Annotated in this window: 22 protein-coding genes; 11 read left to right on the top strand and 11 right to left on the bottom strand. The window is 69.8% G+C overall.

What is annotated here, in order from left to right:
* The first annotated feature begins 15 nt into the window (after positions 1-15).
* From C2U31_RS16740 to C2U31_RS16720, 5 genes are all read left to right on the top strand, one after another.
* Entirely contained in the window at positions 16-1,536 is a 1,521-nt protein-coding gene (locus C2U31_RS16740; protein WP_103273788.1) for an ABC transporter substrate-binding protein, read from the top strand.
* A gap of 71 nt (positions 1,537-1,607) precedes the next feature.
* Positions 1,608-2,531 carry an ABC transporter permease gene (locus C2U31_RS16735; protein ID WP_103273787.1) on the top strand — a complete coding sequence of 308 codons (924 nt, stop codon included), beginning with the start codon at positions 1,608-1,610 and terminating at the stop codon, positions 2,529-2,531.
* Between the two features lie 5 nt (positions 2,532-2,536).
* Positions 2,537-3,403: an ABC transporter permease gene (locus C2U31_RS16730; RefSeq protein WP_103273786.1), complete on the top strand. Its 867-nt coding sequence runs from the start codon at positions 2,537-2,539 to the stop codon at positions 3,401-3,403.
* 19 nt (positions 3,404-3,422) lie between these two features.
* Positions 3,423-5,162, top strand: a complete 1,740-nt coding sequence (locus C2U31_RS16725; protein ID WP_103273785.1) for a peptidase M14 — start codon at positions 3,423-3,425, stop codon at positions 5,160-5,162.
* A 56-nt stretch (positions 5,163-5,218) separates the two neighbouring features.
* Positions 5,219-5,656, top strand: a complete 438-nt coding sequence (locus tag C2U31_RS16720) for an acetyltransferase (RefSeq protein WP_103273784.1) — start codon at positions 5,219-5,221, stop codon at positions 5,654-5,656.
* A 101-nt stretch (positions 5,657-5,757) separates the two neighbouring features.
* Here the strand turns inward: C2U31_RS16720 and C2U31_RS16715 are convergent, their stop codons facing one another.
* The 7 genes from C2U31_RS16715 to C2U31_RS16685 form a co-directional block, all read right to left on the bottom strand.
* On the bottom strand, positions 5,758-5,940 hold the full coding sequence (locus C2U31_RS16715) for an oxidoreductase-like domain-containing protein (protein ID WP_103273783.1): 183 nt from the start codon (positions 5,938-5,940) through the stop codon (positions 5,758-5,760).
* A gap of 9 nt (positions 5,941-5,949) precedes the next feature.
* Complete coding sequence (locus tag C2U31_RS16710; protein ID WP_103276416.1) at positions 5,950-6,576, bottom strand: GNAT family N-acetyltransferase; 627 nt, start codon at positions 6,574-6,576, stop codon at positions 5,950-5,952.
* An 11-nt stretch (positions 6,577-6,587) separates the two neighbouring features.
* Entirely contained in the window at positions 6,588-7,190 is a 603-nt protein-coding gene (locus C2U31_RS16705; RefSeq protein ID WP_103276415.1) for a bifunctional 2-polyprenyl-6-hydroxyphenol methylase/3-demethylubiquinol 3-O-methyltransferase UbiG, read from the bottom strand.
* Complete coding sequence (locus C2U31_RS16700) at positions 7,187-8,839, bottom strand: lytic murein transglycosylase (RefSeq protein WP_103273782.1); 1,653 nt, start codon at positions 8,837-8,839, stop codon at positions 7,187-7,189. The genes C2U31_RS16705 and C2U31_RS16700 overlap by 4 nt, the downstream gene beginning before the upstream one ends.
* A 55-nt stretch (positions 8,840-8,894) precedes the next feature.
* Positions 8,895-10,292, bottom strand: a complete 1,398-nt coding sequence (locus C2U31_RS16695) for an MATE family efflux transporter (protein ID WP_233772405.1) — start codon at positions 10,290-10,292, stop codon at positions 8,895-8,897.
* Between the two features lie 3 nt (positions 10,293-10,295).
* The gene (locus C2U31_RS16690) at positions 10,296-10,649 is read right to left on the bottom strand and encodes a hypothetical protein (RefSeq protein ID WP_103273781.1); all 354 of its coding nucleotides are present in this window, start codon (positions 10,647-10,649) and stop codon (positions 10,296-10,298) included.
* A 70-nt stretch (positions 10,650-10,719) separates the two neighbouring features.
* Positions 10,720-11,409, bottom strand: coding sequence for a hypothetical protein (locus tag C2U31_RS16685; RefSeq protein ID WP_233772404.1), 690 nt, complete (start codon positions 11,407-11,409; stop codon positions 10,720-10,722).
* 241 nt (positions 11,410-11,650) lie between these two features.
* On the opposite strand from C2U31_RS16685, the gene C2U31_RS16680 reads away from it, so the two are divergent.
* The 5 genes from C2U31_RS16680 to C2U31_RS16660 all read left to right on the top strand — a co-directional run bounded on the left by C2U31_RS16680 (position 11,651) and on the right by C2U31_RS16660 (position 18,103).
* Positions 11,651-12,595 carry an adenosine deaminase gene (locus tag C2U31_RS16680; RefSeq protein WP_103273779.1) on the top strand — a complete coding sequence of 315 codons (945 nt, stop codon included), beginning with the start codon at positions 11,651-11,653 and terminating at the stop codon, positions 12,593-12,595.
* A gap of 310 nt (positions 12,596-12,905) precedes the next feature.
* Complete coding sequence (locus C2U31_RS16675) at positions 12,906-14,399, top strand: MFS transporter (protein WP_103273778.1); 1,494 nt, start codon at positions 12,906-12,908, stop codon at positions 14,397-14,399.
* 229 nt (positions 14,400-14,628) lie between these two features.
* Positions 14,629-16,017: an amidohydrolase gene (locus C2U31_RS16670; protein ID WP_103273777.1), complete on the top strand. Its 1,389-nt coding sequence runs from the start codon at positions 14,629-14,631 to the stop codon at positions 16,015-16,017.
* Between the two features lie 197 nt (positions 16,018-16,214).
* Positions 16,215-17,198 (top strand): tripartite tricarboxylate transporter substrate binding protein, encoded by a 984-nt coding sequence (locus C2U31_RS16665; RefSeq protein WP_103273776.1) that lies wholly within the window; start codon positions 16,215-16,217, stop codon positions 17,196-17,198.
* Complete coding sequence (locus C2U31_RS16660) at positions 17,195-18,103, top strand: BMP family ABC transporter substrate-binding protein (RefSeq protein WP_103273775.1); 909 nt, start codon at positions 17,195-17,197, stop codon at positions 18,101-18,103. The genes C2U31_RS16665 and C2U31_RS16660 overlap by 4 nt, the downstream gene beginning before the upstream one ends.
* On the opposite strand, the gene C2U31_RS16655 is transcribed toward C2U31_RS16660, so the two are convergent.
* Genes C2U31_RS16655 through C2U31_RS16640 form a run of 4 tightly spaced genes read right to left on the bottom strand, consistent with a single transcriptional unit; the run spans position 18,093 to position 22,195 of the window.
* A complete protein-coding gene (locus C2U31_RS16655) occupies positions 18,093-19,190 on the bottom strand; it encodes an acyltransferase (RefSeq protein ID WP_103273774.1) in 1,098 nt (365 codons plus the stop codon). The two genes, C2U31_RS16660 and C2U31_RS16655, sit on opposite strands and share 11 nt — an antisense overlap.
* A 7-nt stretch (positions 19,191-19,197) precedes the next feature.
* Positions 19,198-20,028 (bottom strand): OXA-1238 family class D beta-lactamase, encoded by an 831-nt coding sequence (blaOXA, locus tag C2U31_RS16650; protein ID WP_103273773.1) that lies wholly within the window; start codon positions 20,026-20,028, stop codon positions 19,198-19,200.
* A gap of 59 nt (positions 20,029-20,087) precedes the next feature.
* Positions 20,088-21,785, bottom strand: coding sequence for a M56 family metallopeptidase (locus C2U31_RS16645; RefSeq protein WP_103273772.1), 1,698 nt, complete (start codon positions 21,783-21,785; stop codon positions 20,088-20,090).
* Entirely contained in the window at positions 21,782-22,195 is a 414-nt protein-coding gene (locus C2U31_RS16640; protein WP_103273771.1) for a BlaI/MecI/CopY family transcriptional regulator, read from the bottom strand. Before C2U31_RS16640 ends, C2U31_RS16645 begins: the two co-directional genes overlap by 4 nt.
* Positions 22,196-22,390: 195 nt before the next feature.
* Between C2U31_RS16640 and ddlA the strand changes: the two genes are divergently transcribed.
* Positions 22,391-23,494 carry a D-alanine--D-alanine ligase gene (ddlA, locus tag C2U31_RS16635; RefSeq protein WP_103273770.1) on the top strand — a complete coding sequence of 368 codons (1,104 nt, stop codon included), beginning with the start codon at positions 22,391-22,393 and terminating at the stop codon, positions 23,492-23,494.
* The last annotated feature ends 36 nt before the right edge of the window (positions 23,495-23,530 follow it).

The raw sequence follows: 23,530 nt of genomic DNA, 5'->3' as shown, positions 1-23,530 counted from the left end.
TCCCTGGAGGCGACCATGCATTTCCTCAGCAAGACCTTCTCCGCCACCGCGCTGGCCCTGGCCCTGGGCGCCGCCCTGCCCGCCGCGCACGCCGCCGGCACGCTCAACGTGGCCATCAACCAGGATCCGGGCAGCTGGGACCCTATCGACACCTTCGTGACCTTCTGGGGCTCGGTGGGCAGCAACCTGTACGACGGCCTGACCATGCGCGGCGCCGACCTGAAGCTGCAACCCGGCCTGGCCACCAAGTGGGAATACCTGGACGACAACAAGCGCCTGCGCTTCACGCTGCGCCAGGGCGTCAAGTTCCATAACGGCGAGCCCTTCAACGCCGATGCGGTCAAGTTCACCTTCGACCGCCTGCTGGGCGCGGAAGGCGCCAAGGGTCCACAGAAGTCCAACTACGACTCGATCGGCGAGGTGAAGGTCGTGGACGAGAACACCGTCGACTTCATCCTCAAGCAGCCGGACCCGGTGCTGCTGACCAAGCTGGCCGGCTACGGCGCCATGATCGTGCCGCCCAAGTACATCCAGGAAAAGGGCGAGGACAACTTCAACACCCACCCGGTCGGCACCGGCCCGTTCAAGTTCGAGAGCTACCAGCCCAAGGTCAACGTGACCCTGGCGCGCAACGACGAATACTGGGGCGGCAAGCCCAAGCTGGACAAGGTGGTCTATCGTTTCATCGGCGAGCCCGGCACCCAGGTCGCCGAGCTGCAGGCCGGCCGCGTCGACATCGCCACGCTGATCCCGCTGGGCCTGATCGAGACCGTGAAGAAGTCCGGCAACGCCGACGTCATCTCGACCGGCGGCCCGGTGGCTTTCGCCCTGCGCTACAACACCAAGACCGGCATCACCAGCAACCGCGACGTGCGCCGCGCGCTGATCATGGCCGTGGACCGCGACGCCATCGTCAAGCAGCTGCTGCTGGGCCAGGCCAAGACCATCGCCAGCTTCCAGGGACCGCAGTCGTTCGGCTACAACCCCGAGCAGAAGCCCCTGCCCTTCAATCCCGCCGAAGCCAAGAAGCTGCTGGCCGCCGCCGGCGTGAAGCCGGGCGCCACGGTGCAGATCGACGTGCGCGGCAGCGACTCGAACTTCCGTGAAGTGGCCCAGGCCGTGTCCGGCTACCTGCAGGCCGTGGGCGTGCGCGCCACCATCAAGCCGTATGAGACCGGCGTGCTGCTCAACGACATCATCCCCGGCGGCAAGACCGGCGAAATGTGGCAGAACCAGTGGGGCGGCTGGACCTATGACTACGACAACACGGCCTACCTGATGTATCACACGGGCCAGAAGTGGAACCCGTACGACAACGACGCCAAGCTCAACACCATGCTGGAAGCGCAGCGCACCGTCTACGACGTGAAGAAGCGCGAAGCCATGCTGCAGGAAATCGCCGGCTACGTGGCCGACCAGGCCCTGGAGCTGCCGCTGTACAGCCTGAACACCATCGTCGGCGTGAACAAGCGCGTCAAGGACCTGGAAGTGCCCGGCGACATCCGCTTCCGCTTCCTGAACACCTCGGTTGACTGAGCGCCGCCCTGGCGCTGACTTGAAGCATTAACCCCACCGACCCGCCCCGGCGCAAGCCGGGGCGGCGCCTTATGACCGGATTTCTCATCAAACGCGTGCTGCAGGCGGTCTTCGTGATCGTGGCCGTCACGCTGCTCGTTTCCTATGCCGTGCGCCTGACCGGCGACCCCGCGCTGATGCTCAGCCAGGGCTCGGGCAGCGTCACCGAGCAGGACCTGGCCAACATCCGCCAGGCGCTGGGCCTGAACCGCCCGTTCCACGAACAGTACCTGTCCTACATGCAGGGCCTGCTGCACGGCGACTTCGGCCGCAGCTTCATGGGCGGCACCCCGGTCGCCAAGCTGATCGGCGACGCGCTGCCCGCCACGCTGATGCTGGCCTTCAGCTCGCTGATCGCCTCGATCCTGATCTCGCTGCCGCTGGGCATCCAGGCCGCCATCAAGCGCGGCAAGCCCACCGACCAGGCCATCCGCATCCTGTCGCTGGTGGGACTGTCGTTCCCCAACTTCTGGCTGGCGCTGATGCTGGTGCTGCTGCTGTCCATCACCTTCCCGCTGCTGCCGCCCTCGGGCTGGAGCGGCCCGGCCAGCCTGGTGCTGCCGTCGCTGACCATGGCCATCATCCTCAGCGCCACCAACATCCGCCTGGTGCGCACCACCATGCTGGAAACGCTGTCGGCGCAGTACATCATGGTCGCGCGCAGCAAGGGTCTGAAGGAGCGCGTGGTGCTGTACAAGCACGCGCTGCGCAACTGCGCGATTCCGCTCATCACCTACCTGGGCCTGCAGTTCGGCGGCCTGATCGGCGGCATCGTGGTCATCGAGATGGTGTTCAACTGGCCCGGCCTGGGCACGCTGGCGTTCGACGCCATCTCCGGCCGCGACTACCCCGTGCTGCAGGGCACGGTCACGGTGCTGGCCGCCGTCATCGTCCTGGTCAACCTGATCGTCGACATCGCCTACGGCATCGTCGATCCCCGTATCCGCACGCGCTGAGCCCCATGCAGACCACTACCACCACCGTCGCCCCCAAGGCCGCCAAGCCGCGCAGCCGCTACCGCTCGCTGGAGTTCGTGCTGGGCGCCTGCCTGACCGGCGTCATGATCCTCCTGGTGCTGGCCTCGGGCTGGCTGTTCCCCGACGGCGGCGAATCCATGGACCTGGCCGCCCGCCTGACCGCGCCCTTCGCCAGCGCGGCCCACCCCTTCGGCACCGACCCGCTGGGCCGCGACGTGCTCGCCCGCGTCATCGTCGGCGGCAAGATTTCGCTGCTGGTCGGCTTCGCCTCGGTGCTGGGCGGCGCGCTGCTGGGCATCATCATGGGCCTGATCTCCGGCTACTACCGGGGCTTCTGGGACATGATCGTGATGCGCTTCGCCGACGTGCAGCTGGCGCTGCCCTTCATCCTGGTGGCCATCACGTTCATCGCCATCCTGGGCGGCGGCCTGTTCAACGTGATCTTCTTCATGATCATCTCGCAATGGGTGCAGTACGCGCGGCTGGTCCGCGCCCAGGTGCTGGCGCTGCGCGAACGCGAGTTCGTGCTGGCCGCGCGCGCCTTCGGCGTGCGCGACCTGGCCATGATCCGCCACCACATCGTGCCCAACCTGCTGGGCCCGCTGGTCATCCTGATGACGCTGAACGTCGCCAACAATATCCTGCTGGAAAGCAGCCTGACCTTCCTGGGCCTGGGCGTGGATCCCATGATCCCGAGCTGGGGCGGTATGCTTGCCGACGGCCGCACCTACATGCAGACCGCATGGTGGGTCAGCGTCTTCCCCGGCTTGGCCATCATGCTGACGGTGCTGGGCCTGAACCTGCTGGGCGACTGGCTGCGCGACCGCCTCGATCCCACCGGCAAGGCCTAGGCCTCCAAGGAACACACGCATGTCATTGCTGGACAAAACATTCGACCGCACGCTGGACGCCTGGACCCACGCCTACATGGCGCCGGCCTGGCGCGGCGCGCACCTCGAGGGCTGGCTGTTCGAGGACGCCCAGGCGCGCCGCGCCGCCGAGGCCCGCCTGGCCCAGGCCGGCGTGCAGGCGCGCTTTCGCAGCGCCTACAAGCCGCTGCTGCATTACTTCCTGGAAGAGGTCGAGCGCGACGGCCTGGTCGCCGCCGAGATCCGCTATCCCCTGCACGAACACGCCCAGGCCAAGCGCTTCACGCTGGAGGCCTATCCACTGGTCGCCCTGCTGGACGGCGTGCGCGTGACACTGCAGCCCGGCGCGTCCGACCTGCACTATGACGTCGACCTGCGCTACGCCGACGGCCGCGAGATCCAATCGCGCGTGTTCGCGCCCAACCAGCTCGGCCATGCGCCGGACGGCGTGGCCGAACTGTCGCCCACCGGCTGGCTGCGCGTGCGCGACGCCGCCGGCGAGACCCGCGTCGACGCCGCCCAGGCCACCGAGTACCAACTGGCGTTCCGCGCCGCCGTCGACGCGGTGCGCAACCATGCCTGGGGCGCCCACGAACCCTACTTCGAGCGCCTGGAGATCCGCGTCGACCTGCCAGGCATCGACTTCGCGCTGCCGGTCGACGAGGAAATCGTCAGCACCTACGAGGCGCTGCACGAGGACCTGTACTTCTCGCTGCTGGAACACTTCCAGCAGCATTCCGGCCGCCCGCCCGGCGACCGCGGCCTGCAGCCCGGTCAGATCATTCCCGACGTGCGCCGCCACGACGGCGCCGCGCGCGTGCGCATCTCGGTCGAAGCCTTCACGCCCATATCGGCGGTCGCGCCCGCCCTGCCCGGCTTCCCGCTGGCGCAGGCGCGCGAGCCACTATCGGCGGCGCAGATCGCCGGCTGCATGGCGGCCCTGGGCGGCGACACGTTCCAGGCCACCTCGCGCCAGGGCCGGCCGGTGCTGGGCACCTACCTGCGCGGCCCCGGTCCCGCCGTCTTCATTTCCGGCGCCCAGCACGCCAACGAAACCTCCGGCGTGGTCGGCGCGCTGCGCGCGGCGCAGGCGCTGGCCGCCAGCGGCAAGGGCCACTTCGCGCTGATCGCCGCCGAGAATCCGGACGGCTACGCCCTCTTCGCGCGCCTGCGCGAGCAGCATCCGCGCCACATGCTGCACGCCTCGCGCTACAGCGCGCTGGGCGACGACATCGCCTACCGCGAGCGCGCGCCGTTCTTCGAGCGCGACGGCCGCCACCAGGCGCACGCCATCAGCGGAGCCCAGCTGCACATCAACCTGCACGGCTATCCCGCCCATGAATGGACGCGCCCCTTGTCAGGCTACCTGCCGCGCCATTTCGAGCTGTGGACCATCCCGAAAGGCTTCTTCCTGGTGCTGCGCCACCACCCCGGCTGGGGCGAACGCGCGCGCCGGCTGATCGAGGGCGTCACGGCCCGGCTGGCCCGCAACGTGCCCGGGCTGGTGGAATTCAATGCCCGGCAGCTGGAACTGTTCCGCGCGCATGCGCTCGAAACCGGATTCGCGGTAATGAACGGCATCCCGGTGCAGGTCACGGAAACGGACCGCGAGGAATTGCCCATGGCGCTGATCTCCGAGTTTCCGGATGAAACCGTCTACGGCGACCGCTATGTTTTCGCGCATACTGTCCAGATGGAAACCGTGCTGGCGGCAACCGACATCTATCGTTCAGGGCTTTAGCGACACGCGACACGGCGCCGACCGGCCGGCGCCCGACATACAGAATCAATAAGAAAATGAACATCCGAGAACGCAACCACGGCGACGATCTGGCCCTGGTGGACATCTGGCTCAGGTCCGTCCGCGCCACCCATGCCTTCCTGACCGAAAAGGACATCCAGGCGCTGTACCCGCAGGTGCTCAACGTGCGCCTGCCCGCCGTGCGGGTCTGGGTCTGTGAGGACGAGGCCGGCGAGATCGCCGGCTTCATCGGCCTGAAGGGCAACAAGGTGGACATGCTGTTCGTGGACGCCAGCAAGCGCGGCAAGGGCGCGGGACGGCGCCTGCTGAATTTCGCGCTCTCGCTGCACGGCTCGCTGCAAGTCGACGTGAACGAGCAGAATCCGCAAGCCATCGGCTTCTACCGGCACTACGGCTTCGTCGACGTCGGCCGCTCGGAACACGACGAGGCCGGCCAGCCCTTCCCCATCATCCACATGAAACTGGCGGGCTGAAACCCGCCGGCGGTCTTGCGCCAAGACGCGCCGCTCCCTCGCGGCCCGATCAGGCTGTGCTGCCGGGCGGATGCGCCCGCAAGCCTGCGCGGGACCACACGCTAGGCCTCGGGATGACGCGCCTTCCAGGCCTTCAGCTCGTCGCGATAGCGGTCCATCGCCTCGTTGTAGAGGTCGTACACACAGGGTATGCAGCCGCTGTTGCAGCATTCCTCGGGCGCGGGCGCCTCGGGAGGAACGGGCGGCGGGTCCTGGTCGATCGGGGGTACGGCGCGGATGTTCATGACGGAATGTTAGCGCTCCGGCGCGGCGCCGCCAGGCTTGCCGCCCAGGTCCGCGCCGGTTGAGACAGACTCGCCCTCCTGCCATTGCCCCCGACCCAGTTCATAGCGCAGCTTGGGTTCACCCGTGACGGAAGACGCCTGGCCCGCGCAGCGCAAGCCGGCCTTCTCCAGCACACGGCGCGAGGCGCCGTTCGACGCCAGCACGGTCGCCGTCATGCTGGACAGTTCCAGCAAGCCGAATCCCATGGCCACGAGCGCGCGGGCGATCTCTCCGGCATAGCCCAGGCCCCAGGCCGAAGGCACGAAGGCGTAGGCGATCTCCGCCACGGACGCGCCATCACGGGCCCCGGCCTCGGACGCGACACGCTTGAGTCCGGCGCGGCCAATCAGCGCGCCGCTGCCGCGCTCATTCAGCACATACATGCCGAAACCATGCCGGGACCAATGCTCGGTGTTCTGCAACAGATAACGCCGGCTGGCCGCCGTATCGCGCGTGCCGCCCATGGTGGCCATCAACGCCGCGTCGGCGTGCATGGCGGCCACGAAAGCACCGTGCGTCCCGGTCATGCGCGTGGCGCGCAGGCGCTCGGTGACGAAGGCGTCGGGCAACCCCGTCCGCGTTGCGCCCTCAGCCATGTCCTGCGCCTTCATGACCACCTCAGCCCCAGCATGCTCCAGCGCACGTCGCCGCGATCCAGCATGTCCCCGCGCGTGCCCAGATGATGGCTGGACAGCCCGTGGCGCGCGGCCAGCGCGATGGTCTCGGCAGCCGACACGTCGAACATGCGACGGCCCGGCGGCACCGGGCCGTGGCGCAGCGTCATCAGGATCTGGCCGCCCGGCGCCAGCAGCCCGGCCAGGCTGGCCATGCCTGCGACGCGCTCGTCCTCGTCCAGATGCATCCAGACCGCCGTCAGCATGATCAGGTCATAACGCTCGCCACGCGCCCGCAGGCCGTCCAGGCCGGGCAAGGCATCATCGCTCCACGCCAGTCCCGGCACGTCATGGCGGCGCTGGCCTTCGGCGCGCAGCTCGGCGGTGGGTTCAACCGCGATCACCTGGTGGCCCATGCGCGCCAGCGCCGCGGCGTCCCGGCCCGAGCCGGCGCCGATGTCCGCGATGCGGGCCGGCGCCGGCGGGATCAGGTGGGCCACTTCGGCGTGCACGTCGGCAAAGCTGATGCTCTCGTAGCGCTCGGCCAGGGCCATGGCGTGCTCGCCATAACCCTGGGTGCCCGACACCCGGGTCATTGCTGGCCGGGCTGGCTCGGCGGCCGCGCCGGCGCGGCCAACGGCGGCCATGAGGCCTTGACCGCGTCGTAGATGCGCTTGCCCACGCGGCCGTCCTGCGGCAGGTTGCGGCGCTCCTGCTCGGCGCGCACGGCCTCGCGGGTCTTGGCGCCGGGGATGCCGTCGGGCACGCCGACGTCATGGCCGAAGTCGTACAGCATGTCCTGCAGCTCCTTGATCTGCGCGCGCGACAGGCCGGGGTCATCGGTCGGCCACGGCGTGGCCAGGCCCGGGCGGTCCTGCAGGCGGTTGAGCAGCAGCGCCACGGCCAGCGCGTAGCGGCGCGACTGGTTGTAGTGCAGGATGGCGTCGAAATTGACGGTCGCCAGGAACACCGGACCGCGCGAACCGGTCGGCGCGAACAGATAGGCCTGCTCGCCTTCGCCCGAGGACAGCTTGAGCGCGGCGCCATTGCCCTGCTTCACGCCGGCCTGGACCCACTGCGCGATCGTGCGGCTGTCTTTCGCGCCCACATATTCGGCATCCGGCTCCGGCGGGATGGTGGCGGCCAGCTCGGCGGGCAGGCGCACCTCCACCACGGCCGGCAGGCCCATGGTCCACTTGGCGCGGCGCTTGCGCAGGTGGTTGGCGGTGGACGCCAGCGCGTCAGGCAGCGAGTTGTACAGGTCGATGCGGCCATCGCCGTCGCCATCGGCGGCCAGCTCGTAGAACGAGGTCGGGATGAACTGGGTCATGCCGAAGGCGCCGCTCCAGGAGCCGACGAAGTTGTCGGCGGGCACCACGCCGTCGCGCAGCAGGCGCACCGAGGCGTAAGCGTTCTTTTCCCACAGCGGCTTGTTCTCGGTGCAGGCGCGCGTGAGCCAGGCGTTCAGCACATTTGTCTTGCCGATCTGGCGGCCGTAATTGGTCTCGATGCCGAAGATGGCGACCAGCGTGGCCGGATCGACCTGATACTGCTGGCCGATGGTGTTCAGCTGCGAGCCGACCTTCTTCATCATCATCTTGCCGTCGGCCACGCGCTCGTCGTCGACCGTCTTGGCGATGTAGTCCCACCAGCTCTCGCGGCCTTCGGGCTGGCCCTTGGCCGAGGACACCGTGGTCGGCAGCAGCTTGGCGCCGGCGGTGTACTTGTCCCAGTCGGCGAGCGTCAGCCCGTTGGCCGTGGCGCCCTTGCGCAGCTTGTCCAGGCAGGCCTTGGTGTCCTCCGCCGTCGGCATGATGACGACCGGATCGGCGGTGGCCGCCGGCGCGGCGGTGGCGGCGGGAACGGCGGTCGGCGCAGTAGCGGGAGCCGGCGCGGCGGTACGCGGCGGCAGGGAGCCGGTTCCGGCGGGAGTCGCGGACTCGGGCGCGGGCGCGGCGGCCGGCGCCGGGGTGCGCGGCGGCAGCGCGCCGGTTCCGGCCGGCGTTGCGGATTCGGGCGTGGGTGTGACGGCGGGTGTGGCGGCGGGCGTGGCGGCCGGCAGCGGCGTGTCGTCGAAGCTGCGCTTGGGTGTCAGCGCAGGCGCGGCCGGCGCCGGCGTCTGCGCGCGCGAACCGGTGGCCGAGGCGGGCTGGGCCTGCGCGGCGCCGGCGGCGGCGGTCAGCGCGGCGGCCAGCAGGATCTGGGGAAAGGCATCGATTCGAAAACGAATGGAGCGCAAGGACATGGCATTCCTAAAAATCGGACTCAGCCGCGATCGTACCGCGTGCCGATGATGAAATCTAACCGCCGGTGGCCTGTCCGGCGGCAGCCGCCGCCGGCCTGGGAGGAGGCCGGCGCAGCACGCGCCGGCACAGCGCCAGCGCCACCAGGCTGAACAGCGCGAAACTGGCCGACTGACCCAGCACCACGCCCTCGGGTCCGCCCAGGCGGGCGCCCAGCCAGACCAGCGGCAAGGTGCCCACGGTGGCGCGCAGCCAGCTGATGGCGGTGGAGTAGCCGGCGTGGCCCAGGTTGTTGAATACCGCCACGGCCACGAAGAAAAAGCTGTTCAGCACCCAGATGAAACTGGCGTAGCGACAGAAGAACACCACCAGGTCGCGGCCTGGGCCGGTGACCTTGAACAGGTCCGCGATGAACGGGGCCAGCAGCGCCAGCAGCACGGCCATGCCCAGGCCGTAAGCCAGCGCCAGCCTCGCGGTCAGCCGGGCCGTCTCGCGGATGCGGTCCCAGTTGCCCGCGCCCAGGTTCTGCCCCAGGATCGGCCCGATGGCGCCGGGCAGCACGAAGAACATCGAATAGGCCAGTTGCAGCACCCGGTCCATGACCGTGGCGCCGGCCATCACGCTGGAGCCAAAGCCGGCATAGGTGGACGCGGCGAAGATCACCGCCGCCGGCGTGGCCAGGCCGGTCAGGGCGGCGGGCGCGGCGATCCTGCCGATCGCGGCCAGCGCCGGCCGCAGCTCTCCACGGGTCGGCCAGCGCACCAGCCGGTGGCGTCCGAACACCAGCCAGCCGCCCAGCAGCATGGTGGCCAGGCGTCCCACGGCGCCGGCCCAGGCCACACCCTGCAGGCCACCCTTGAAAACGAAGATCACCAGCGGATCCAGCAGCGCGACGGTCGCGGTGCCGGCCAGCAGCACCCACATGGACTGGCGGCCCCGGCCATGGGCGCGCAGCAGGTTGGACAGCATCATGCCGATCCCGCCCGCCACCATGAACGGTGTGGAAATGAAGACGAAGGACAGCAGATGGCCGCGCACCCTCGGCTCCAGGCCGACGGCGGCGGCATACGGACCGATGAACGCCAGATACAGCACCCCCGCCACGGCCGTGGCCGCCGTCATCAGGATGAGCGAGGCGCCGCCCAGGCGGCGCGCGCCCTGCCCGTCGCCAGCCCCCAGCGCGCGCGACACCATGGCCGCGCCGCCCACGGTGACGCCAATGCTGACCGACATCACCGTGAACAGCGTCATCGACCCCAGCCCCACGGCGGCCAGGATCGCTTCCTCGCCCAGCGTGCCCAGGTACAGCAAGGACAGGAATTCGACCGCGAACACGGCCAGCAGGCTGGCCCAGCCGGTCAGCACCATTTCGACCACATGCCCGCGCAGCGGGCCGTGGACGAAGCGCGCCTGCAGCGGCGCGGCCAGAGTCTGGGCCTGGCTTGCGTCGGACAAGGCTCAGCGCCGCACGGGCTTGGCCCGCAACTGTTCCAGGCGTTCGATCGCGGCCGGATAGCCCTGGGCGGCGGCGGCCTCGTACCAGCGCAGCGCCTCCTTGCGATCGCTCTGTTCCATGATCAGGCCCATGGTGTACTGCGCGTCGACATTGCCGCGTCTGGCCTCTTCCAGCCAGGCGCGGTTGACGGCGGCGTCGTGCTGGGGAGATTCGCCATAAATATGGACGTTCTCGCCCTGGACCTGGCCGCGCAGCGACGGCGCGCGGGTGTCGAAGAGCTGGAGCCAGAACCAGGTCACGCCCAGCACGAACAACAGGAACAGCACGGCGCAGAAGGTCAGTCGTTTTACGGTCATGGGCACATCGAAGGAAATGGAAGACAGCTGGCGGCCCGCGCAGCATCGCGCGCGGCCCCGGCCGCGTTCATCAGGGTCCGGCCGGCGCGAACCAGTATTGCGACACGCGGCTGTCGTTGCTGTACCAGGGTAGCAGCATGCCGATGCTGTCGGACTCGCGCCTGACGGTCAGCAGCAGGCCGCCGCCTTCCGGCCGTAGCATCGCCACATGGCGGCGCACGCCCTGGGACTCATGCTGGCGCCAATCTTCGCGCGCGCTGATCCACAGCCGACCCTGCGCACAGCCCGAGACCAGCATGATCTGCTGGCGCGCCGGATCGACCAGGTCGCCGGCGGGCGACGCGGCACCCGGCAGCCGGCCCTCCAGCTTGCCGCCGCGTCCGTCCCGCAGCAGCGCCCGCCAGGCCTGAGCGTCGGACGCGAAGGTCACCGACGCGCCGGGCGCGGGGTTCCAGGCGCGGGAATCGCCCCCGCCCATGCCGGGCAGGTACAGCGTCCACGCCAGGAAGCGGCCCAGGTCGTCCAGCGATGCGTCGCGCTCGCCGGTCCTGAACTCACCCTGGATGCGGTACGGTCCCGTCAGGTCCGGGCATTGCGCCGGTTCGGACGGCGCCGTCGCCAGGCGCGGCTCGCGAAAGCCGGGCCAATCGACGGGCACCCCGTCCAACCGCGACGAACCACAGGCGGCCAGCGTGACGACGAGCGCGGCGCCGGCCGTCATGCGACGCGCGATTCTCGACGCTTCCCGCCTGGACATCATGGTTGCTCCCGCTGGCGCCGCCCGCGGCGGCTCATGGCGACGAACTATATCCGAATCGCCGGCGCGCGTTGCCAAGCGCCCCGGCGCGGAGAATAATCGGCGCAGGTCCGGGCCGCCCCGCGACGCGCGGCGCGGACGGGTCCGCGCCCTTGGCCGTCATCCCATACCGGATATGATCGCGGCCTTGCCTGCCGCCAACGGCGCGCACATCCCCACGCCTTACCCGAAGACCGGAGCCCCTATGTACGACTGGCTGAACGCCCTGCCCAAAGCGGAACTGCACATGCACCTGGAGGGGTCGTTGGAACCCGAGCTGCTGTTCAGCCTGGCGCAACGCAACGGCGTGGCGCTGCCCTGGCCCGACGTCGAATCGCTGCGCCAGGCCTATAACTACAACAATCTGCAGGAATTCCTGGACCTCTACTATCGCGGCGCCGACGTGCTGCGCACCGAGCAGGACTTCTACGACCTGACCTGGGCCTACCTGTTGAAGTGCCAAGAGCAGAACGTGGTGCACACCGAGCCCTTCTTCGATCCGCAGACGCATACCGACCGAGGCGTGCCCTTCGAGACCGTGCTCAACGGCATCAGCCAGGCGCTGGAAGACGGCCGCAAGCAGCTGGGCGTGAGCAGCGGCCTGATCCTGAGCTTCCTGCGCCACCTGCCCGAGGAAGCCGCCATGCGCACGCTGGAGCAGGCCCTGCCCTACCGCGACGCCTTCATCGCGGTTGGCCTGGACAGCAGCGAGAAGGGCTTTCCGCCACGGCTGTTCCAGCGCGTGTTCGACCGCGCCCGCGCCGAGGGCCTGCCGGCCGTGGCCCACGCCGGCGAGGAAGGTCCGCCCGAATACATCTGGGAAGCGCTGGACCTGCTCAAGGTGCGGCGCATCGACCACGGCGTGCGCGCGGCCGAAGACCCGCGCCTGATCGCCCGCCTGATCGATGAACAGATCCCGCTGACCGTCTGTCCGCTGTCGAACACCCGCCTGCGCGTGTTCCAGCACATGCGCGACCACAACATCCTGTCGCTGCTGGACGCGGGCGTGAAGGTCACGGTCAACTCCGACGACCCGGCCTATTTCGGCGGCTACGTCAACGAAAACTTCCACGCGCTGTACGAGCACCTGGGCATGTCGCGGGAACAGGCGCAGGCGCTGGCCGACAACAGCATGGCTGCAAAGATATAGGCCCACCCCCGAGCGCTACGCGCTTCCCCCTCAAGGGGGCGCCGCGGCGGACCGGAGGGATGGACCCACCCCCGAGCGCTACGCGCTCCCCCCTCAAGGGGGCGCCGCTGCGGACCGGCAAAGCCGGCTCCGCGCGGCCCCGCTCGCGGTGATGTGCCGCTAGGGGCGACTTTTGTAAAGTGAATAGGTGTGGATTCGCGGGGCTTGCAAGCTTCTGTTCAGGTTGATGAGAATTATTATCAAATTCATTGACCGCCGGTCAGTCGGAAAATAGAATGGGGCTTCCGCAACCCGCAGCACGCTTTCCGCCATGCACGCTTCCCGCCGCCACGCCCTGCTCGTCGCCGTCAATCTCGGCAGCTTCGTCGCCACCCTGGACATCAGCATCGTCAACGTCGCCTTGCCCGCGATGCAGGCGGCGTTGCGCACCGACATGGCCGGGCTGCAATGGGTGGTGGACGCCTACGCGCTGTGCCTGTCGGCCTTCATCCTGTCGGCGGGGCCGCTGGGGGACCGCTATGGGCGCAAGCGTTCCTGGCTGGCCGGCGTGCTGCTGTTCGTCGCCGGGTCGGCCATGTGCGGGCTGGCCGGCGGCCTGCCCATGCTGCTGGCGGGGCGCGCCGTGCAGGGCGTGGCCGGCGCGCTGTTGATACCGGGCGCGCTGTCGCTGCTGACGCAGGCCTTCCCGGATCCGCGCGAGCGGGCCCAGGCCATCGGCATCTGGGCCTCCAGCAACGCCACCGCGCTGATCGCCGGCCCGGTGCTCGGCGGCGTGCTGGTGGCGCACTTCAGCTGGCAGAGCATATTCCTCATCAACCTGCCGCTGGGCGCGCTGGCGGTGGCGCTGGGCATGTGGAGCATCCGCGAAAGCGCCCATCCCGAACACGCCGCGTTCGATCCGCTGGGCCAGGCCCTGAGCGTGGTCTGGCTGGGTGCGCTGGCCTACGGCCTGATCGCCGCGGGCGAGCATGGCTGGGACTCGCGTCCGGCCGGCCTCGCGCTGGCGCTGGCGGCGGCCGGCCTGGCGGCCTTCGTGACCGTGGAACTGCGCGCGCGGCGGCCGGTGCTGCCGCTGGGCCTGTTCCGCGACCGCGGCTACGCAGTGACCAACTTCGCATCCTTCGTGCTGGGCTTCTCCGGCTACAGCAGCCTGTTCTTCTTCTCGCTCTACCTGCAACAGGTGCAGGGCCTGTCGCCGCTGGCCGCCGGTTCGCAGCTGGCGCCGCAATTCATCGCCTCCGGCATCGCGTCCACCGTGTTCGGCAAACTCAATCCGCGCTTCGGCCTGCCCCGGCTGATGATCGCCGGCTACGCGCTGATCGGCGCGGCCATGCTGGGCATGACCGGCCTGGACGCGCATACGCCCTACGCGCTCACCTGCGCGCTGATGGTGCTGCTGGGCGTGGGCTCCGGGCTGGCGCTGCCCGCCACCAGCATGGCCGTGATGGCCACCGTGCCGCGCGAACGTTCCGGCATGGCCTCGGCCACCATGAACGCGCTGCGCCAGAGCGGCATGACCATCGGCATCGCGCTGCTCGGCGCGCTGATGAGCGCCCGCGCGGTGGATGCGCTCAACGGCGCGCTCGCGCGCCAGGGACTGCCCGATGCGCTGGCGCTGGCGCGCGCCGCCGTGCTGCGCCACGAACTGCCCTTGGCGGCGGGCGACGCGCGCGCCCTGCTGGCCGACGCGCTCGCCGGCGGCTTCAGCCTCGCGATGGCGGTGGCGGGCGCGGCCTCGCTGGCGGCCGCCGCCATGCTCGCGCTGGCGGCTCGCGGCGAGAAGCCGGCGCTGCGCGCGGCCTGAAACCGCGCCGCCGCGCCGCGGCGAAAAACCCGGCTTGCCGGCACGGCCGGCGCCTGATCGCGCACAGAGATTTCAAGGCCCGGAATTTAAGACCCCCTCTTCTTAAGCATCGGTAACAACGCGCTACGACGCGTCGCCGCTCCGGTAAGCTCGGCGGCCAATAACACGTTAACGGGCACACGTTGACGACAACAAGCGCAACCCGCAGACCGACAAAGAGGAGACCTTCATGCGCCACCGCAACATCCTGTTCCGCCTTGCCCCGCTGGCCCTGGCCGCGCACCTGGCCTGGTCCGGCCCGGCCGCCGCGCAAGGCGCGCCCGGCACCCAGGGGCCGCTGACGCCCGCGCCCGATGCGGCGCTGGCCGCGCAGATCGACCAGCGCGCCAAGGCCATCGAGGACAAGCTCATCGCCTGGCGCCGCGACATCCACCAGCATCCGGAACTGGGCAACCAGGAAACGCGCACCGCCAAGCTGGTGGCCGACCATCTGCGCGCGCTGGGCATGGAGGTGAAGACCGGCGTGGCCGTGACCGGCGTGGTCGCCGTGCTCAAGGGCGGCAAGCCCGGTCCGGTGGTGGCGCTGCGCGCCGACATGGACGCGCTGCCGGTGAAGGAACAGGTGGACCTGCCCTTCGCGTCCCAGGCCAAGGGCACCTACCTGGGCAAGGAAGTGGACGTGATGCACGCCTGCGGCCACGACACGCACACCGCCATCCTGATGGCCACGGCCGAGGTGCTGGCCGGCATGAAGGACGAGCTGCCCGGCAGCGTGAAGTTCATCTTCCAGCCCGCCGAGGAAAGCCCCGCCGACTTCGAGCCCGACGGCAAGAAGATCTGGGGCGCCAAGATGATGGTGCAGGAAGGCGTGATGGAAAATCCCAAGGTCGACGCCATCTTCGGCCTGCACGCCTCCAGCGCCTATCCGGCCGGCTGGCTGGCCTGGCGCAGCGGCCCGGCGATGTCCGCCGCCGACCAGTTCTGGATCGACGTCACCGGCAAGCAGACGCACGGCGCGCGCCCCTGGTCCGGCATCGATCCCATCGTGGTCAGCTCGCAGATCATCCTGGGCCTGCAGACCATTCCCAGCCGCCAGATCAACAGCATGCTGGAGCCGGCCGTCATCACCGTGGGCGCGATCCACGGCGGCAATCGCATGAACATCGTGCCCGACAACGTCGCCATGACCGGCACCATCCGCACCTACGACGAAGGCATGAAGAAGGACATCCACCAGCGCATCGCGCGCACCGCCGACATGATCGCGCAAAGCGCCGGCGCCAAGGCCGACGTGCGCGTGGTGGAGCTGTACAACGCCACCGTCAACCCGCCGGCCCTGACCGAGAAGATGGGCCCCACGCTGCGCCGCGTGGCCGGCGAAGGCAACTACGGCCTGCAGCCCAAATCCACCGCGTCGGAGGACTTCTCGTTCTACCAGCAGAAGGTGCCGGGCCTGTTCTTCTACCTGGGCGTCACGCCCAAGGGCACCGACGTGGACAAGGCCGCGCCCAACCACTCGCCGCGCTTCTACGTGGATGAGTCCGGCCTGATCAACGGCGTGCGCGCGCTGTCGAACCTGACCGTCGACTACATGCTGCAGGCGCGCCAGGGCAGTTGACGCCGCGCCCGGCCGCCGGTCCGCCCGGCGGCCCCGCGTCCTTGCGGGCATGCGCAAGGACGCGCGCCTTATGCCCGCGCGCGCATACGCTCATGCCCGCGACATAAGCATACGGCGACAAATTCTTTGTCTGCCCGGCGGCGCTTTCCTACAGTACGGCCCTTTGCCCCCCAAGGGCCGCCACGCAGGAAATCCGCATGCCCATCTCCCGACGCCGCTTCATGATCGCCAGCGCGCTCGCGCTGCCCCTGGCGCGTCCGCGCATCGGACGCGCCGCCACGGCCGCCTGGCCCGCGCGCCCGCTGCGACTGGTCGTCACCTTCCCGCCCGGCGGCGCCAGCGACATCGCCGCGCGGTTGATCGCGCCCGCGCTGGCCGAGCGGCTGGGCCAGCCCGTGGTCATCGAGAACAAGCCCGGCGCCGGCTCGACCATCGGCGCCGCGCTGGTGGCGCAGGCGCCCGCCGACGGCTACACGCTGCTCATGTCGAACTCGGCGCCGCTGTCGATCTCGCCCGCGCTGATGCCCGGCCACGGCTACGACGCGCTGGCCAGCTTCGATCACCTGGCCTATATCGGCGCGGTGCCCACCGCCTTCGTCATCCATCCGTCCGTGCCCGTCGCCACGTTGGCCGAGCTGACCGCCTGGATCAAGGCCCAGGACCAGCCGGTGCAGTTCGGCAGCGGCGGCCTGGCCTCGGTAGGCCAGATCGTCGGCGAACTCTATGCGCGCGCCACCGGCGCGCCGCTGCAGCACATTCCGTACAAGGGCTCGGGCGCGATGCGCAACGACCTGCTGGGCGGACAGATCCGTTTCGCCGTGGACGCGCTGCCGCAGAACCTGCCCTATCTGCGCTCCGGCCAGCTGCGGCTGCTGGCCGTCACCACCGAGCGGCGCGTGCCGCAGGCGCCGGACATTCCCGCCGTGGGCGAACTGGGCCTGCCGGGGCTGGTGGCCGAGAATTTCATCGGCCTGTCCGGCCCGGCGGGCCTGCCCGACGCGGTGCGCCAGCGGCTGCACGCCGAGTTGACGGCCGTGCTACGCGAGCCGGCCTTGCGCGAGAAACTGGAGGGCCAGGGCTTCGTGCTGGCCGACAAGTCCCCCGCCGAATTCACCGACTTCGTGCGTCGCCAGGCCCAGGCCTGGGAACCCGTGGTGCGCGCCACCGGAGCCAGCCTGTGAGCGCCCGCCGCGTGCTGGCGCTGTTTGGCCATCCGGGCCGAGGCGGCTTCAACGAAGCCGCGGTCGAGGGCGCGCGCCGCGCCGAGCGCGCCGGCCAGCCGCTGCGGATCGAATGGATCGCCGATACCGATCCGCAGGCTCGCGCCGCGCGCATCGCCACGCTGTGCGAACCGGGGCTGGACCTGCTGATCGCACATGGCGGCCAGGGCGATGCGCCCGTGGCCGAGGTGGCGCCGCGCTTTCCGCGCACGCAATTCGCCGTCACCCAGGGCAGCCTGACCGCGCCCAACGTCGCGTCCTACGAAATCCTGCAGGAACACAGCGCCTTCCTGGCCGGCGTGCTGGCCGGCCTGCGCGCGGCGGACGGTCGCGCGGCTCACCTGTCCGGCGAACGCGTGCGCCCCGGCCTGAAGGGGCGCGCCGCGTATGCCGACGGCGTGCGCCGCGCCAGCGGCCGCGATCCGCTCACCGGTTTCTGCGGCAACCAGCATGATCCCGAGCGGGCGCACGAATGGGCCCGGGCGCTTGCCGCGCGCGACGCGCGCGTGGTCTTCGCCATGATGGACGGCGGCCGCGATGGCGTGTCGCGCGCCTGCCGAGAAACCGGCATCTGGCAGATCGGCAACGTGATCGACTGGGTGGCGCGCGATCCCCGGGTCTATCTGGCCTCGGCACTGGCCGACTCCGGCCTGTGCGTGGAGCGGGCGGCGGCCGACCATGCCGCCGGCCGGCTGGCGGTCGGCGCCGTCACCCGCTACGGCCTGGAGCAAGCGGCCTCGCTGCGCCTGGCGCTGGGCGCCGGCGTCACTGCGGAAGAACGCCGCGCCCTGGACGACTGGTCGGGCAGGCTGGCCGGCGGCCTGGAGATCGACGGCGGCTACACCGGCGCCGAGTTCATGCCCTAGTGTGCAGACGCAGCGCGGCGTTGGCCGGCTCCGACCACCACCGCGCCACCAGCCAGCCGGCCGCGCAGGAAGCCGCCAGATAGACCGCCAGCAACGCGACCCGCGCGTCGCCCGACGCCAGCGCCGGCGGCGCCCAGCCCCGGATCAGGCCCAGCACCACCAGGTGGAACAGGTAGATCTCGTAGCTGAGCCGACCACAGGCGGCCAGCGCGCGCAAGGGCCGGGCATGCGCCCTTGACGCCGTGGCCCCGCCCAGCAGCAGCAAGGCCGTGCCGAACGCCATCGCGGTCGTGCCCAGCACATTGCTCTGGCCGATGGGCCAGGCCAGGTACAGCCCCGCCATGGCCGCGCCGATGATCGCGCGCACGGCCGGACGTCCAAGGACGGCGAACCGGCCGCGCCGCGCCAGCACGGCAGCGCAGCAGCCCATGGCGATGGCGTCGAAGCAGGCCGCATAGCCATACAGATACGCCCCGGCCTCGCCCTGGCTGGCCAGGCGGTACAGCGGCCCCGCGACGATGAGCCCAGCCGCCAGCGCGGCCAGCGTCCAGCCCCTGCGCAGCGCCAGGCAGACCAGCGGGAATAACAGGTAGAACGCCATCTCGACGGACAGCGACCACAGCACGCCCAGCGGATAGTTGATCCAGCCATGCTGAACGATCAGCACGTTCACCCAGGCCGTCAGCGCAGCGGCATTAACCGTCCACAGCGACACGGCCGCGTCCGCCCGGTTGCCGAAGATCGGCACGCCGGCCAGGGCCAGCGCATCGACCGTCAGCAAGGCCAGCAGCAGGCAGGGCAGGATGCGCGCCGCCCGCAGTGCGTAGAACGCCCCAGGCCGGATGCGATCCAGCCCGCCCCATCTGTCCAGCGCGTTGCGCGTGATCAGGAAGCCCGACACCACGAAGAACATCGTCACGCCATAGTTGCCGTTGCGCGCGAGCGCGTGCAGGAACGGCCAGCCCAGCAACGCGGCCAACCCCGTGTCCTTCAACGAATAGGGAATGTTGAAGTGATGCAGCAGCACCAGCAGGATGGACACGCCGCGCAGCATGTCGATCCGCGCATCGCGCGCGTGAGCGATCATCGCGGCCTCAGCGCTGTCCGGCCGCGCCCAGCCAGCCCGGCAACCCGGCCAGCAGTTGCTCGCGCGCGCGCATGCCGGCGTTCGGCCTCGCCGCCTTCTCGTCCTGGATCAGCCGGGCGAAGACCAGCTCGCGACCGTTCTTGCGGGCCCAGCCCACATACCAACCATAGGCGTGTTCGCGGTCGTAATCGCCGAAGCTGCCCGGCGATCCCGTGCCCGTCTTGCCATGGATCTTCCAGCCATCCGCATCGACCCCTGCGTCGAACAGGATCTCCGCCATGTCATAGGCCTGCGGCTTGACCGGCAGTTGCCGCCTTGCCAGCCTGCGCAGGAAATCGAGCTGTTCCAGCGGCGAGATCCGCAGCGACGATACGTGCCAGGCGCCCCGCGTGCCATTGTTCTTTCCCGGGTGGCCCGACACATCCTGGTTGCCGTAGCCAAACGCGGTCGTGTATTGCTGCAGGCGCGCCAGGCCCAGCTTCTCGCCTATCTGCTGCGAATACCAGAAAACGGAGTACTTGATCCAGTGCGTCGGATCGACAGGCTTGCGCCAGTCGTCGCCGCCCCAGTCCGGGTAGCTCGGCTGGTAATCCCAGACCGGCGCATGCGCGTCCTGCAGAATGCCGGCGTCGTAGCCCATCAGGGCGATGGCGAGCTTGAAGGTCGACGCCGGCGTATAGCGGGCCGCGCAGGCGTCCTGCGTGCCGTCCTGGAACACGATGCGTCCGTCCGCGACGTCGGCCACGACGGTGCAGAGCATGCGGGCCTGCGCGGGCAGGCAAAGGGCGGAAAGAGACAGCGCGGCGGCGAGCGCGCGCAAGGGGCTGCGTGTAGGCATGGTGAATGAAGCGTGGTTGGAAATTCTTCAGGGCAGCCCTGCGGGGCGCGGCCGGCGGTTCAGGCGGGCAATGCCCGCCCGTTCAGCAGCACCAGCGTGAGTTCGCGGCCCCCGGCCTGCACCCGCATGGCCAGGCAACGTCCGGCCTCGGCCGACGTCGCGGTCTTGGACAGGCGGATGTCCCAGCCCTGCCGTCCGACCAGCGGATTGGTGTTGCGGTACTGAATCGCGCCGGCATCCATGCCCACGGACTCGTCCAACGACGTGGTGTCCAGCGCGATCTGCGGATAGGCCGTGGCGGCGCTCACGATCCTGCCGATATCGGCAGCGCTGGCGCGATTGGACGGCGAGATCCCCATGGCGTCCTCGAAGCGGGCGTGTTCCAGCCCCAACGCGGCGACCTTGCGCCGCAGGGCCCGCGCGAAGGCCGCCTCGCCGCCCGGATAGCTGCGCGCCAGCGCATGCGCGGCGCGATTGTCCGACGACATCAAGGCCAGCTTCAGCATGGTGTCCAACGGGGCGACCGCCCCCACCGGCAACTGCCACGCCCCGCCCCGCGCCGCCTCGGCGTCGCGCTCGTCGATGCGGACCGGCTGAGACAGGTCGGGCGCCGCGTCCAGCAGCACCATCGCCGTCATCAGCTTGGTCAGCGAGGCGATGGGCACAGCCTCGTTCTCGGCCACCCCGACCAGCGTGTCGCCCGAACGCGCGTCCAGCACCAGCACATGCGACGCGCCGCTGGACTGGATCAGGGCGTCGATGCCCGGCAATTGCGCCAGCGCCCGGCGGGCCGCGTCGGCGCGGCCGTCGTCCGCCGGACCGGCCTGGACCCCGGCGCCGGCGATCGCCACGGCCAGCATGGCGGCCAGCGCCGGCATGGCCACGGCGCGGCGCGCCGGCAGGCTGTCGGGCCGGGTCAGGCGGCGTATGCGGTCCAGCAGATCGCCGTCGCGCGCGGCCGGCGCCACCGGCGCGGGCGCGGCGTCGGCATCCTGGCTCAAGGCGTTCAAGGCAAGCGCCAACCGGCGCGGTTGACCGATAAGCGCGGCGGCCATGTCGTCCGCGATGCGTTCGCGCTCGATGCGGATGCGCCGCGACAGCCACCAGACCGTGGGATGAAAGAACAACAGGATCTCGGCCGCGAACTGCAGCAGGTTCACCAGATAATCGTGCCGGCGCACATGGGCCAGCTCATGGGCCAGCAAGGCCTCCAGCAGGTCCGGCGGCATGCCGGTGACCAGGTTCGCCGGCACCAGCAGCACCGGCTTGAACCAGCCGGCCGTCATCGGCGTGCAAAGCCCCCGCACGAGACGCAGGCCCACCTCTCGCCGCAGGCGCATGCGGCGCGCCAGGCCGGCGACGCGGGCTTGCCAGGCCGCGTCCGTCCAGGGCTGGCTGGCGCGCAGCAGGCGCCGCAGCCACGCCATGCCGGCCCAGACGCGCAAGGCGGCCAGCGCCGCGCCGCCCAGCCAGGCCATGGCGCACCACAGCGGCCACGTTCCGGACCAGAGCGGCGACGCGGCGTCCGCCGGCCCCGCCGCCGGCAACGCGCGATAGGCATGCGCCACATCGGCGGCGAACATCGCCGCGCACAGCAGCAGCCCGGCGCAGCACAGCGCGTAGCGCAGCCGCGCATCCCGCGGCCGGGTCAGCGACAGCAGCGCGGCCATGGCGCAATGGATGCCCAAGGCTTGCCAGAGAAACGCCGGCAAGGCCGTGCCCAGCGCCCAGGCGCCGCCCAGCAGCAGCCCGCTCACCGCTTGTCCCCGCGCGGCTCGTCCTTGCTTTCCTCGCGCAGCAGCGCCTCGATCTCGGCCCGGTCGCGCTTGCTCACATGCCCTTCACGCAGGGCGGCCAGCACCAGCGCCTTGCCGGATCCGGCGAAGGCCTTGCGGATCAGATCCTTCAGCAAGCCGCCCTGCGTGGCCTTCTGGCTCTGCGCGGCCGCATAGACATGCGAACGCTCGCTCTCGTCGCGCGTCAGCAGGCCCTTGCCGTGCATGATCTGCATCTGCCTGAGCACGTTGGCATGGCTCAGGTCCTCGCGTTCCGCCGCCATGTGGGCGTGGACCTGCTTGACCGTGGCGGGCCCGGTTTCCCAGATGGCCTGCAATACATCGAGTTCGGCGCTGGTGGGTTTGGCGGGGGGAGGCGACTTGGCGGGCATGGCGAGGGTCCGGGGAAAGCGGGGCTTTGATCTAGAAAATTTTTTCTAGAATAACTTTTCTAGAACAGATTGTCTATGTCGAAACAGACTGTGCACTTCATCACAATGCGCAAGATCCGGCATCCGTCCGCCAGCGCGCGGGGATAATATGCGGCTCCGATAGAATTCTCCTATACGAGAAAAGGACGAACAGCAATGAGCGGCAAGACCCGGGTAGGCATCATTTTCGGCGGCAAGTCGGCGGAGCATGAGGTGTCGCTGCAATCGGCCAGGAACATCGTCGACGCGCTGGACAAGGAGCGCTACGAAGCCGTGCTGATCGGCATCGACAAACAGGGCCAGTGGCACGTCAACGACGCCTCGAACTATCTGCTGCATGCCGAGGATCCCGCCCTCATCGCGCTGAACCGAAGCAACATCGAGGTCGCGCTGGTGCCCGGCAAGCAGGAACGCCAGCTGGTGGGCGCCGGCGGCGCGGCGCCGGCCTTGGGCCAGATCGACGTGATCTTCCCCATCGTGCACGGCACGCTGGGCGAGGACGGCTCGCTGCAGGGCATGCTGCGCCTGGCCAACCTGCCTTTCGTCGGCTCGGACGTGCTGGGCTCGGCGCTGTGCATGGACAAGGCCATGACCAAGCGCGTGCTGCAGGCCGCCGGCCTGGCCGTGGCGCCGTTCGAATCCTATACCCGCGCCACCGCCGCGCGCGCCCGCTACGCCGAGCTGGCCGCCCGTCTCGGCCCGGTGCTGTTCGTCAAGCCGGCCAACATGGGATCCTCCGTGGGCGTGAGCAAGGTGCGCAACGAGGCCGAGTTCACGCAGGCCATGGCGTTGGCGCTGCAGTTCGACCACAAGGTGCTGGTGGAACAGGCCATCGTCGGCCGCGAGATCGAATGCGCCGTGCTGGGCAACGACGACCCGCAGGCCAGCGTGTGCGGCGAGATCGTGCTGCGCGATGAGTTCTATTCCTACGACACCAAGTACATCGACGAGGATGGCGCCGCCGTGGTGGTGCCGGCGGACATCAGCGCACAAGCCAGCGAGACGATCCGTGGCGTGGCGCTGGACGCCTTCCGCGCGCTGGAATGCGCGGGCCTGGCGCGGGTCGACGTGTTCCTGACGTCGGACGGCCAGGTCATCGTCAACGAGGTCAACACCCTGCCCGGCTTCACCCGCATCAGCATGTACCCCAAGCTGTGGCAGGCCAGCGGCATGAGCTACCCGGAACTGGTCACGCGGCTGATCGAGCTGGCGCGCGAGCGGCATGCGCGCGACGCCATGCTGAAGACCTCGATCCGCTGAAGCCGGCGCGACTGGCGTCCGGGGCGGCCCAAGCCG

Source organism: Achromobacter sp. AONIH1, assembly GCF_002902905.1.
In the GTDB taxonomy this organism is placed as follows: Bacteria; Pseudomonadota; Gammaproteobacteria; order Burkholderiales; family Burkholderiaceae_B; genus Achromobacter.
This window is presented reverse-complemented; position numbering and strand designations above follow the sequence as displayed.